The sequence below is a fragment of the Sphingomonas sp. P4_G3 genome (assembly GCF_056401105.1).
Window position 1 is genome coordinate 292,126 of the sequence record NZ_JBFUJZ010000004.1, and the last position, 11,517, is coordinate 303,642.

Below are 11,517 nucleotides of genomic sequence, written 5' to 3' on the forward strand. Positions count from 1 at the left end.
CCCGGCCCTATTTATGAAATTCTCAGACGGGCCGGCACGACCATATCCAAGCCGAGGCGGGGAAATCCACCGTGTCGTTGCGGAGGCGCGTCGCCAGCGCATCGCGCAACCGCTCGCGACCGGCTTCCCGAGCCGCGTCATCGAGCCCGCGAAGCTGAGCTGCCGCGGGTCCGATCCGGCTGAAAAAGGCGAGCGCCTCGTCGACTGCGTGGCCCCCCTCGCCTGCCCGATACGAATAATCGACCGGCTGCGCATCGCCGGTCCAACCGCTCGCTTGCAGAATGGCGCGGACACGATCGGCGTCCGAGAAGGCGAAGGGCCCCGGCGATGTTCCGGGTTTTTGCGGCGCCGCGCCGGTCACCGCAGTCGCGGTCTCGATCGCCCATGGATTGTGCGTCACGTCGCGAAAGCAGGAGAAGACCAGATGCGCGTCGGCCGTTACCGCACACCGCAGCCTGGCGAAGGCGGCAATTGGATCATCGAAGAACATCACGCCATGCCGCGAGAACAGAAGGTCGGCGGTGATGTCGCCCAACTCGCTTGCGTCTCCGACCTCGAAGCGGAGGTTGGGATAAGCTGCTCCTCGCCCCCGCGCTGTCTCGACGAGGTTCCGCGAAAGATCGATCCCGAGCACCGTTAGAGCGAGGCGAGCAGCCGCCAGCGCGATCGCCGTACCGCCAGCGCCGCACCCTATATCGACCGCAGTGCCGGTCTCCGGCGCAGCGTCGAGAATCGCTGCGTTCAGATGGGGCGATAAATTGGCGAAGCTCAGATCGGTGCGGCGCCATTCGTCCGCCCAGGTATCGCCGACCCGCCCCGCCCAATCATACGCCAATGTCATTCGACTCTCCCGTTTTGATCCCCACCTGCCGCAGCGATGGATCATCCGCGGCGCTCTATGCACCGCAACAGTGGAGAGCCCAACAATATCGGCAAGCGGAAGCCCAAATATGAAAGGCCCGCCAACGTGGGCGGGCCTTTCCGGGAGTTGCGGCGGAGGGGGGAATCGCCGCTGGGGGTTGTGCCGGTAACGAAACAACTGCGAGTTGGTTGCATTGCAGCAAATTTTTTCCGCGCTGCCTCGAAAGTCGTATCAGAGTTCGTCGTCGCCGCTGTCGTCGTCCAGGCCGCCGACCATCATCTCTTCGGCAACTTCTGCCGTACGATTGCGGATGGCGCGTTCGAGCCGCTCGGCGACGTCGGGGTTTTCCTTGAGGTAATTCTTCGAGTTCTCGCGGCCCTGGCCGATGCGGATCGAGTCGTAGCTGAACCAAGCACCCGACTTCTCGACCAGCCCGGCCTTGACGCCGAGATCGAGGATTTCGCCGATCTTGGAAATGCCCTCGCCGTACATGATGTCGAATTCGACCTGCTTGAACGGTGGCGCGACCTTGTTCTTGACGACCTTCACCCGGGTGGTGTTGCCGACGATATCGTCGCGATCCTTGATCTGGCCGGTGCGGCGGATGTCGAGGCGGACCGAGGCGTAGAATTTGAGCGCGTTGCCGCCCGTCGTCGTCTCCGGATTGCCGTACATCACGCCAATCTTCATGCGCAGCTGGTTGATGAAGATCACCATGCAGCGCGAGCGGCTGATCGATCCGGTCAGCTTGCGCAGCGACTGCGACATCAAGCGGGCCTGCAAGCCAACATGGCTGTCGCCCATCTCACCCTCGATTTCGGCGCGCGGCACCAACGCTGCGACCGAGTCGACCACCAGCACGTCGATCGCGTTCGATCGCACCAGCGTATCGACGATCTCGAGCGCCTGCTCTCCGGTATCGGGCTGCGACACGATCAACTCGTCGATATTGACGCCCAGTTTCTTGGCATAGACAGGGTCGAGCGCGTGCTCGGCATCGACGAACGCCGCCGTCCCGCCGCCACGCTGGGCTTCGGCGATGACATGAAGCGCGAGCGTCGTCTTGCCCGAGCTTTCCGGTCCGTACACTTCGATCACGCGGCCGCGCGGCAAGCCGCCGACGCCGAGCGCGATGTCGAGGCCCAAGCTGCCGGTCGAGATCGATTCGACCTGCATCGTCTCTTTGGATCCCAGCCGCATCGCCGAGCCCTTGCCGAACGCGCGATCGATCTGAGCCAGCGCAGCTTCGAGTGCTTTTTGCCGGTCGGTATTTTGCGATGCCATGCCGTCGATAACTTTCAGAGAAGCTGCCATTGATAAGGCCTCCGCGCTAGCCGGGTTAGCACCGGCGTTCAATCGTGTTGGAGAGCATGTATCGTATTTGTTCTCATGGAACAATAGTGGAACATGAACTTTTTTCGCACCGAAACGGCGCTTTCCCGATATTTCTTGCCCGAGCCCCTGCCCCGCTTCATGGTTTGCTTATGCAGAGCGACCTCGACGCCTTTATCACCGGCCTGCCCAAGGCCGAGCTCCACCTTCACATAGAGGGCAGCCTGGAGCCCGAGCTGATGTTCTCCTTGGCAGAGCGCAACCAGGTCGAGATTCCGTTCAAATCGATCGAAGAAGTGCGCGCCGCCTACAGCTTTTCCAACCTGCAGGACTTTCTCGACATCTATTATGCCGGCGCCAACGTGCTCCGCACCGAAGCGGATTTCCGCGATCTCGCCCTCGCCTATTTTGATCGCGCGGCGGCGGACGGCGTGGTCCATGCCGAAATCTTCTTCGACCCCCAGACGCACACCGATCGCGGCATCCCCTTTGGCACCGTGATCGAGGGACTGCTCGCGGGAATGGCGGAGGCGGAGGCAAGACATGGCCTGACGTCGAAACTGATCCTCTGCTTCCTACGCCACTTGAGCGAGGAGGCGGCGTTCGAAACGCTTGGCCAGGCCGAACCCTGGCTCGATCGCATTGCCGGGGTCGGACTCGATTCGTCGGAAGTCGGCCATCCGCCCGAAAAGTTCGCGCGGGTGTTCGCGGCGGCGCGCGAAAAGGGCCTTAAGCTGGTCGCCCATGCCGGCGAGGAAGGCCCGCCCGATTACGTCCATCAGGCACTCGACCTGCTCGCGATCGACCGGCTCGACCATGGCAATCGCAGCCTGGAAGATCCCGTGCTGACCGCCCGGCTGGCGCGGACCGGGATGACGCTGACCGTCTGTCCATTATCCAACGTCAAATTGTGCAACGTCGCCTCGATGGACGCCCATCCGATCGACCGGATGCTCGACCTCGGGCTGCGCGCGACGATAAATTCGGACGATCCCGCCTATTTCGGCGGCTATATCGGCGAGAATTATCGCCAAGCGGCGGCGGCGCGCGGGCTTGGCAAGGATCAACTCGTCACCCTCGCGCGTAATTCGTTCCTCGGGTCGTTCCTGAGTGATGACGATGTCGCTCGCCACACCACCGCGCTCGACGCCTATGTAGCGGAGCACAGCTGATGCCGACCTTCACGCCGATCCCGCACGATGCGTTCGAAGCGCAAGTGAAGGTGCTTGCCGCCGACATCATCGACAGCGGCTGGACGCCGAGCTTCATCATCGGGATCGGGCGTGGCGGGCTGGCGCCGGCAGTCTATCTCAGCCACGCGACTGGCCTGCCGATGTTGTCGGTCGACCATTCGTCGCGCGTCGAGGATTTTTCCGACGCGCCGCTGATCAAACTGGCGGCGCGCACCCGCGACGGCGAGCGGCTGCTGTTCGTCGATGATATCAACGATACGGGCGCGACGATCGGCAAATTGCGCGCCGCATTGGCCACCGCGGGCGCAGCGCGCGACCATGTCCGCTTCGCGACCCTGCTCGACAACAAACGGTCGCGCGAACAAGTCGATTATCGTGCCGAGGTGATCGACCGTGACGAGCGCAAGGACTGGTTCGTCTTCCCCTGGGAAGCGGTCGCACCGCAGGCCTCGCTCGATGCCGATGCGGCGGAAGTGCCCGACCGGATCGCCTGATCGACGATCGTCGACAGCGCGACCGCCGCGGTCAGAGTTCCGCGAGCGCCTTGGCGACGTTTTCCATCGTGTAAGGCTTCACTAGCCGCGGGCGAGCGGCATGGGCCGGCGTGTCTTCCCCACCGCCGGTCGACAGGACGAAGGGAATGTTGCGCGCCGCCAGCGCGTCGGCAACTGGCCAGCTTTTCTCGCCGCCCGACAGATTGATGTCCAGGATCGCCGCATCGGGACGTTCGGCGTCGATCACGGCAAGCGCGGCCGTCACACTGTCGCACGTTGCGATATGCGTCTTGTTCAATGCCTCGAGGAAATCCTCGAGCATCATGGCGATCAGGGGTTCGTCCTCGACGATAAGGATACGCTGCGGCGATGCCATGACTCGCCTTAGTCTCCGCCGCTGCCGGACGCCATGCCCGGCGCACCATGATGGAGCAATTCGCCCACTGAGACCGCGCGATAGCCTCGCTCGCGTAGTCCGGCCAGGATCAGCGGCAGCGCGTCCCGCGCGGTCCCTCGCGATTGGTACATTGCGTGGACCAGGATGATCGAACCTGGCTTGACCTGACCCAGCACGCGATCGGCATAGGCGCGGGGGTCGTGCGCGCTGTCGGGATCGGCGATGTCCCAGGTAACCATGCGATATCCCGTCTGCTCGACCGCCATCGGCAGTCCCGTGAGCTTCTTGCCGAAAGGCGGGCGGAAAAGGGTCGGCCGGGCGCCTTCGGCGCGCAATAGCGCGTCGGTCTTGCGGATCTCTTCGACATAGCCGCCGGGGAAAAATCCCCACATGCGACTGTGGCTATAGCTATGGTTGCCCACTTCCTGCCCGGCCGCCAGCAGCCGCCGGGCCTCGCCCGGATGCCTGACCATCTCTTCGCCGATCAGGAAGAAGGTGGCATGCGCATCATAGGGTTTGAGCGTGTTCAGGATATAGGTCACGCCGTCCGGCGTGGGGCCGTCGTCAAAGGTCAACGCGACCAGCTTCTCGTGCGTATCGACGTGGCAGATCGGCGTGCCGACCAACTGAAAGCACAATGCCCGGCTGATCCGAAACAGGCCGATGGCGATGACGAGAATGATTATCACCGCCACCGCGGCGACCATCACGCGACGTCGGGTCATTGCTCGACCACGGACGAGGTCAGCATGTCGCGCGCCGCTTCGGCGAGTTGCTGCACTGAAAAGGGCTTGGGCAGGAACGCTACGTTGTCGAGGTCGATCGACTTTCGCAGCTGTTCCTCGGCATAGCCCGACATGAACAAGATCGGCAGATCGGGATAGCGCTCGCGGGCGTGGCGCACCATCGTCGGGCCGTCCATCGACGGCATCACGACGTCAGAAATAAGCAGATCCGGCTTTTCACCTCGCGCCAGCAATTCGAGCGCCGCTTCGCCATTCTCGGCGGTCAGCACGGTATAGCCCTGCCGCGTCAGCGCGCGCTCGGCGACTGCCCGGACCATATCTTCATCCTCGACCAGCAGGATCAAGCCGGTTCCCCACAGATCGACCGGCTTTTCCTTGGCGGCGACCTTGGCGATCTTGGGCGCCTCGGCGGCGTGGACGGGAAAATAGATCGAGAAGGTCGCGCCCTGGCCCGGTTTGGAATCGGCGAAGATATAGCCGCCCGACTGTTTGACGATGCCATAGACGGTCGACAGACCCAGCCCGGTTCCCTTGCCGATTTCCTTGGTGGTGAAGAACGGCTCGAAGATCTTGCCGAGGATTTCGGGTGGGATGCCGGTGCCGGTGTCGCTCATCTCCAGCGCCGAATAATCGGCGATTGGCAGGATGTCGGATCCCATCTTGCGGACCTCCGCCGCGCTGACCGCCCGGGAAGTAATGGTCAGCGTTCCGCCGCCATTGGGATCCTTGGACAGCATCGCATCGCGCGCATTGACCGCCAGATTGACGACGACCTGCTCGAGTTGTCCGGGGTCGGCGCGCACCGCCCCCAGGTTGCGTCCGTGCCGCACTTCGAGCTTCACCGTCTCGCCGAGCAGGCGCTTGAGCAATTGCGATACTTCCGAGATCACATCGGGCAGCTGCAGCACTTGCGGCCGCAACGTCTGCTGGCGCGAAAAGGCCAGCAATTGGCGCGTCAGGCTGGCTGCCCGGTTGGAGTTCGCCTTGATCTGCTGAATGTCGTCATAATCGCTGTCGCCGGGCGAATGGCGCATCAGCATCAGGTCGCAATGGCCGATGATCGCGGTCAGGATATTGTTGAAATCGTGCGCGACGCCACCGGCGAGCTGGCCGACGGCCTGCATCTTGGTCGCCTGCGCGACTTCGCGCTTGAGCCGGGTCTCTTCGCCATTATCCTTGAGGCTCAGCAGCACGGCGGCATCGCCCAGCCCGCGCGCGCCGGCGATGGTCAGCGCGACCGGTTCGTCGGGATGGTCCTTCAGGCGGATCGCCATGTCCATCGAATGGGTCGCGCCATTGGCGAAGCGGCGGATCGCATCGGCCACCGCGGCCTTGTCCTCACGCACCACCAGGTCGCCGGGATAAAGCGGCGGCTGCGCCTGATCCACTTGTGCCGCGCGGACGAACGGATCGTTCATCTGGACGAAGCGCCCGTCGCGATCGACCAAGGCGAGCCCGACCGGAAGCAGCGAGATCAGGCTTTTGACATGCGCCGCAGCCGATCCGCCGATCGCCGGCTGGCCATGCTCCTCCTCGTCGAGCAACACGACCAGGATCGGCGCATCCTCTCCGTCGAGGAACGGGATCTGCAGGATGCGGAGCGGGGCGCCGCGCGGGCCCTCGCGCTCGAATCGCACCTGGCCTTTGTCGTCGGCGATCAGGAAGCGCGCGAAGTCGCGGCCGACGACGACGCTTTCCTCATGCCCCATCGACCGCTCGCGCAACACGCGATTGGCAGCGAGCAGGCGACCATCGGGCGCGATCAACGCGGCCATGATGCCGGCCGCGGCCAGCCGGTCGCCTGTCGGTCCGGCGATGATCGACTGCACATTGGTGGCGAGATCGAGCCCCTGCGCCTCATGAAAGCGCCAGACCAGCATGTCCTCGCCCTCGCCCGCGCGCTCGATCGCCACCGCGAGCGGCGCGCCGCGCGTGGTGATGCGGTCGAGCTCGGCCGACCCGTCGCGCCAGGCGATGCGCCCCGCCGCCGCCAGCTCGCCCGGGCCATTGTCGTCGAGCGGCAGGCCCGGAGGCGTCGGATAGCCGGCAAAGCGCGCGCGATAGCGCTCATTGGCGCAAATGAGCCGCCCAGCCCGGTCGGTCACGGCGATCGCATCGTCGCTTGCCGCCGCGAGCGCGCGCGCCACGCTCCAGTCGGTTTCGCCGGGTATGTCGGACGCCGCCGGCGCGAACCGCGACCAGACGATAACGGCGCCGACCAGCAACAGCATGGCGGCCGCGAATCCCCCTGCAATGGCGAAATTGTGGAGAGTCATCAGCGCGATCAGCGCCGCCCCCGCACCGCACGTCGCCGCGACGATCAGCGCTTGGCGCTGACCGGGGGCGCGTGCATCGTTTGGAACAGGTCGGGAAGCCATCAGCCCCTTGTGGCGCGGTGGCTAGGCAGGTCAAGCATCGTCGGGAATCCCCGACCCGCGCCGGCGCCTCTCCGCCGCATCAGCCGATGCTATTTCTTGTCAGGGGTGCTCGGGCTGGCGGTGCTAGGCGTCGCGGGAGCGTCGGTATTGCGCTTGGGAACCGAGAAGACGCCGGTCACCCGGCCGCCCGACTTGCTCGTGCCGACCTTCCCGCCGGAATCGAGCGACGCGCCGTTATTGTTGAGATTGATCACCAGCCGTCCGCCGCGAACCACGTTGGCGCCGCGATTCAGCACGACATTGCCGATCATCGTGATGATGCGCTTGTTGAGATCGTAGATCGCATAGGAGCCCGAGGCTTTCTCCCCGGGCCGGGTCACGACGACATTGCCCGACGCGCGGATCTGCGAGATTTCCGGCGGCGCACCGCTCGAGCTCATGAGGCTCGAGGAATAAAGTACTTCGGCCCGGTCGGACGTTACCGTCATCGCTCCCTGGCGGGCGCGGACGTTGCCCTGCGCCAGCGCGCGCTGCACCTTGTCCTGGATTTCGAGATGGTCGGCATCGACGCTCAGCGTCTCGTTTCCGCCCGACTGGAACGCCGAAACGCGCGCGCCGAGCAAGGTCGCGGCGCAAGCGAGAAGGATGAACGTGGTACGCGGATGAGCCATGATTTTGCCTACAACAAGGTTTCGCGCGTTGAAAGCACCCAACCACGCCAAAAAATACCATTGAACTCCTGGCGATGAACCAAGGCTGATGAACCAACGCCGCCGGCGGGATATCCGCCGGCGGCGCCATCGATCATCTACGCCAAAAAACTACCAGATGCGGACGCGGTCGGCCGGGGCGAGATACAGTTTCTGCCCAGACTGGACTTTGAACGCGGCGTACCACGGGTCCATGTTGCGGACGATGCTGGCGCGCGCTTCCGACGGCGCATGCGGATCGGTGCGCAGGCGCTTGAGCAATTCGGGCTCGCGATAGCTGCGCCGCCACACCTGCGCCCAGCCGAGATAGAAGCGCTCGTCGCCCGAATAGCCGTCGATCATCGGCGCGGGCTTGCCGCCCAGCGCCTTGTGATAAGCGTCATAGGCAACGGTAAGGCCGGCGAGATCGGCGACATTCTCGCCCAGGGTCAGCTTGCCCTGGACATGCTGGCCGGGCAGCGGCTCGTATTTGTCATATTCCGCCGCCAGCGCGTCGGTGCGCGTCTTGAACGCCGCGACATCGGCGGGCGTCCACCAGTCGGTGAGCTGGCCGCTCTTGTCATATTTGGCGCCCTGATCATCGAAATGGTGGCTCATTTCGTGTCCGATCACCGCGCCGATCCCGCCATAATTGACCGCCGGGTCGGCATTGGGATCGAAGAACGGCGGCTGCAGGATCGCGGCGGGAAAGACGATCTCGACCATGCCGAAATTGGCATAAGCGTTCACTTCCATCGGGGTCATGCCCCATTCCCAGCGCTGGAGCGGCTTGCCGAGATGGGCGATATTGTCCTTGCGGCCCCATTCGTTGGCGCGCCATTCGTTACCGAAGGCATCGCCCTTCACGATCTTGAGCGCGCCATAATCGCGCCATTGAGACGGATAGCCGATCTTGGGTCGGAACGCTGCCAGCTTGGCATGCGCCTTGATTTTGGTCTCGGCCGACATCCAGTCGAGCTTGTCGATCCGCGCGTTCATCGCGGCGATGATGTTCTTGACCAGCTGGTCGGCAGCCGCCTTGGTCGCGGGCGGGAAATATTGCTGGACGTACAATTTCGAGACGTCGTCCTCGATCGCGTTGGTGGTGAATTCCACCCCGCGCTTCCAGCGCGCTTGCTGCTCGGGAGTGCCCGACAGCGTCTTGCCGTAGAAGTTGAAATTCTCCTCGTCGAACGCCTTGGGCAGGACATCGGCGTAATTGTCCAGGCTGCGGACGATCAGTTGATCCTGCAGTACCGTCATCGGCGCCTCGGCGACCAGCTTGACGATCCCGGTGATCGCAGAGGGCTGCGCCACCAGCAACGTATCGACCGGGGCCCCGATCCCCTTGAAATAAGTCGGGAAGTCGAAGCCCGGCGCCTTCGCCTGCAGGTCGGCGACCGACAATTTGTTGTAGCGCTTGTTGGCATCGCGGCTATCGATCCGCGACCAGCTGACCGCGGCGATCTGCGTCTCCAGATCGACGATCGCCTTGGCCCGGGCGTCGGCATTGGCTTCGCCCGCCAGGGTCAGCATCTTGGCGATATGCGCCTGATATCCGGCCTTGGCGTCGGCGAATTTGGGGTCGCTGTAATAATCCCGATCGGGCAGACCCAGTCCGCCCTGGCGCAAGCCCAGAATATAGGTTTCGGGCGCCTTGTCGTCCTGGCCGACGCCGGCCCCGAACGGACCGCCGATCCCACCCATCGACGCTTCGGCCAGCAATGCCGCGTAGCCGGCCTTGTCGGTCGACTTGACGCGATCGAGCCACGGCTTGATCGGCGTCAGCCCCTTCGCCTCGATCGACCCGGTGTCGAGAAAGGTCGCATAGGCGGTGCCGATCTTCGAATTCGGATCCGTCGCGGCTTTTTCGAGGATCCCCTTGGTCCGCGATTCGGACAAATCGGCGAGCAGGTTGAACGCGCCGTAATTGGACTTGTCCGACGGGATCGGCGTGGTCTTCGCCCAGGTGCCATTGGCGTAATTGTAGAAGCTGTCGCCCGGCGCGACCGACTTGTCCATGCCGGCTTCATCCATGCCGAAGGTGCCGAAGGTGGGCTTGCCGGAGGACGCGGCCACGGTCTGCTGGGTGAACGCCGCGGCGCCGAGCGCCGTCGCCGCAAGAAGTGCGAACGCGAAGGGTTTCATCTGGGGAGGGTCCTTTCCGAAGCGGAGGAGCGGACGTTCGCGTGACAGACCGGAGCCGTCATGTTCCCCCTTATTGATGGTGCGTGTTCTACCCCGGTGACACGCCTAGTCAATCGCGTCAGCCGTGGTCCCGCATGATGCGTCCGGCGTCGCGTTTCCACTCGCGTTCCTTGATATGCTCGCGCTTGTCATGGGCTTTGCGGCCCTTGGCCAGGGCCAGTTCGACCTTGGCGCGGCCGCGCGCGTTGAAATAGACCGTGAGCGGCACTAGCGTCATGCCGTCGCGCGCCACCGCGCCATGCAGCTTGTTGATCTCGCGTGCATTGAGCAGCAATTTGCGCGGCCGCTTGGGCTCGTGGTTGAAGCGGTTGCCGTGGCTGAATTCGGGGATGTTCGAATTGACCAGCCAGACGCCGCCGTCCGCCAACACTTCGGCATAGCTTTCGGCGATCGACCCTTCGCCGGAGCGCAGGCTCTTCACTTCGGTCCCGGTCAGCGCGATCCCCGCCTCGAACGTCTGCTCGATGGCATAGTCGAACCGCGCGCGCCGGTTCTCGGCGACGATCTTCTGCTTGTCGAACGTGAGGGGCTTGGGACGGGCCATGGGCCGGGCGATGTAAGCGCCCGCGTGCCGGAAGGGAAGCTTTAGTGGAAGGGCGGCTTCAGCGGATCGTCGCCGAAGCGGTTGGGGCCGACCGTTCCCGGCAGGACCAGGAACACGATCATCATCACCAGGATCGCGAAGCCGAGGATGTTGACCAGCGACATCAGGGTCATCGACTGCATCGCCTGCTGGAATGCCGGATTGTTGAAGTCCGGCGGGCTGCCGGGTTTCGCCGCGGACATCGACGCCATCATCGAAAAATAACGGGGAAAGAACGACGCCATGAAAATCGGCGAGACGATCTGCATCGCGTAATAAGGCGCCGACCACCAACCCGAGCGGTCGCTGTCATGCAGCCGACGCACAACCGCCGCGCCCGACAGAACGAAGAACAGCACGGCGCTCACGACGGTCATCGTGATCATGTTCTGCATCATCGGCATCATCAGCTGAATCATCGCCTGCGGGTCGTTGTCGAACCGATGCGGATCGCCCTGCATCATTGGCATCATCTGGTCGAACCACGACGTCATCAGCGGAATCATCGCGATCGCCATGACGACGAACTGGACGATGTAGACGATCAGGATCCACAGCCAGAAGGGCTGACGGTTTTCCCTGCCCTGGAAATCGACGATGCCGGTCAGATGCCTGGTCAGCAGGTTCATGGCGAA

11 protein-coding genes are annotated in these 11,517 nt (G+C 63.8%); 2 read left to right on the forward strand and 9 right to left on the reverse strand.

Going from position 1 to position 11,517, the window contains the following annotated elements; translation table 11 throughout:
• Positions 1-22 precede the first annotated feature (22 nt).
• Both AC1DQQ_RS13240 and recA read right to left on the reverse strand, forming a co-directional pair.
• A complete protein-coding gene (locus AC1DQQ_RS13240; protein WP_478040930.1) occupies positions 23-841 on the reverse strand; it encodes a class I SAM-dependent methyltransferase in 819 nt (272 codons plus the stop codon).
• A 252-nt stretch (positions 842-1,093) separates the two neighbouring features.
• Positions 1,094-2,176, reverse strand: coding sequence for a recombinase RecA (gene recA, locus AC1DQQ_RS13245; protein WP_478030157.1), 1,083 nt, complete (start codon positions 2,174-2,176; stop codon positions 1,094-1,096).
• 170 nt (positions 2,177-2,346) lie between these two features.
• On the opposite strand from recA, the gene AC1DQQ_RS13250 reads away from it, so the two are divergent.
• Both AC1DQQ_RS13250 and AC1DQQ_RS13255 read left to right on the forward strand, forming a co-directional pair.
• The gene (locus tag AC1DQQ_RS13250; protein ID WP_478040931.1) at positions 2,347-3,366 is read left to right on the forward strand and encodes an adenosine deaminase; all 1,020 of its coding nucleotides are present in this window, start codon (positions 2,347-2,349) and stop codon (positions 3,364-3,366) included.
• Positions 3,366-3,881, forward strand: a complete 516-nt coding sequence (locus AC1DQQ_RS13255) for a phosphoribosyltransferase (RefSeq protein WP_478030159.1) — start codon at positions 3,366-3,368, stop codon at positions 3,879-3,881. The genes AC1DQQ_RS13250 and AC1DQQ_RS13255 overlap by 1 nt, the downstream gene beginning before the upstream one ends.
• Positions 3,882-3,912: 31 nt before the next feature.
• Here AC1DQQ_RS13255 and AC1DQQ_RS13260 read toward each other — a convergent pair whose 3' ends face one another.
• The 7 genes from AC1DQQ_RS13260 to AC1DQQ_RS13290 form a co-directional block, all read right to left on the reverse strand.
• Positions 3,913-4,257: a response regulator gene (locus AC1DQQ_RS13260; protein ID WP_478030160.1), complete on the reverse strand. Its 345-nt coding sequence runs from the start codon at positions 4,255-4,257 to the stop codon at positions 3,913-3,915.
• A gap of 8 nt (positions 4,258-4,265) precedes the next feature.
• On the reverse strand, positions 4,266-5,003 hold the full coding sequence (locus AC1DQQ_RS13265) for a polysaccharide deacetylase family protein (protein WP_478045442.1): 738 nt from the start codon (positions 5,001-5,003) through the stop codon (positions 4,266-4,268).
• A complete protein-coding gene (locus AC1DQQ_RS13270) occupies positions 5,000-7,402 on the reverse strand; it encodes a hybrid sensor histidine kinase/response regulator (protein ID WP_478030162.1) in 2,403 nt (800 codons plus the stop codon). The genes AC1DQQ_RS13265 and AC1DQQ_RS13270 overlap by 4 nt, the downstream gene beginning before the upstream one ends.
• A gap of 89 nt (positions 7,403-7,491) precedes the next feature.
• A complete protein-coding gene (locus AC1DQQ_RS13275; protein WP_478030163.1) occupies positions 7,492-8,073 on the reverse strand; it encodes an LptA/OstA family protein in 582 nt (193 codons plus the stop codon).
• 150 nt (positions 8,074-8,223) lie between these two features.
• Complete coding sequence (locus AC1DQQ_RS13280) at positions 8,224-10,239, reverse strand: M13 family metallopeptidase (protein WP_478045443.1); 2,016 nt, start codon at positions 10,237-10,239, stop codon at positions 8,224-8,226.
• A 118-nt stretch (positions 10,240-10,357) separates the two neighbouring features.
• Complete coding sequence (smpB, locus tag AC1DQQ_RS13285) at positions 10,358-10,843, reverse strand: SsrA-binding protein SmpB (protein WP_066806604.1); 486 nt, start codon at positions 10,841-10,843, stop codon at positions 10,358-10,360.
• 41 nt (positions 10,844-10,884) lie between these two features.
• On the reverse strand, positions 10,885-11,511 hold the full coding sequence (locus AC1DQQ_RS13290; RefSeq protein WP_478030165.1) for a DUF805 domain-containing protein: 627 nt from the start codon (positions 11,509-11,511) through the stop codon (positions 10,885-10,887).
• Positions 11,512-11,517 lie beyond the last annotated feature (6 nt).

Bases quoted from the DNA above. Each gene is read 5' to 3' on its own strand.
- AC1DQQ_RS13240 (WP_478040930.1), bottom strand. From the start codon at position 841: ATGACATTGGCGTATGATTGGGCGGGGCGGGTCGGCGATACCTGGGCG.
- AC1DQQ_RS13265 (WP_478045442.1), bottom strand. From the start codon at position 5,003: ATGACCCGACGTCGCGTGATGGTCGCCGCGGTGGCGGTGATAATCATT.
- AC1DQQ_RS13270 (WP_478030162.1), bottom strand. From the start codon at position 7,402: ATGGCTTCCCGACCTGTTCCAAACGATGCACGCGCCCCCGGTCAGCGC.
- AC1DQQ_RS13260 (WP_478030160.1), bottom strand. From the start codon at position 4,257: ATGGCATCGCCGCAGCGTATCCTTATCGTCGAGGACGAACCCCTGATC.
- smpB (WP_066806604.1), bottom strand. From the start codon at position 10,843: ATGGCCCGTCCCAAGCCCCTCACGTTCGACAAGCAGAAGATCGTCGCC.
- AC1DQQ_RS13250 (WP_478040931.1), top strand. From the start codon at position 2,347: ATGCAGAGCGACCTCGACGCCTTTATCACCGGCCTGCCCAAGGCCGAG.
- recA (WP_478030157.1), bottom strand. From the start codon at position 2,176: ATGGCAGCTTCTCTGAAAGTTATCGACGGCATGGCATCGCAAAATACC.
- AC1DQQ_RS13275 (WP_478030163.1), bottom strand. From the start codon at position 8,073: ATGGCTCATCCGCGTACCACGTTCATCCTTCTCGCTTGCGCCGCGACC.
- AC1DQQ_RS13255 (WP_478030159.1), top strand. From the start codon at position 3,366: ATGCCGACCTTCACGCCGATCCCGCACGATGCGTTCGAAGCGCAAGTG.
- AC1DQQ_RS13290 (WP_478030165.1), bottom strand. From the start codon at position 11,511: ATGAACCTGCTGACCAGGCATCTGACCGGCATCGTCGATTTCCAGGGC.
- AC1DQQ_RS13280 (WP_478045443.1), bottom strand. From the start codon at position 10,239: ATGAAACCCTTCGCGTTCGCACTTCTTGCGGCGACGGCGCTCGGCGCC.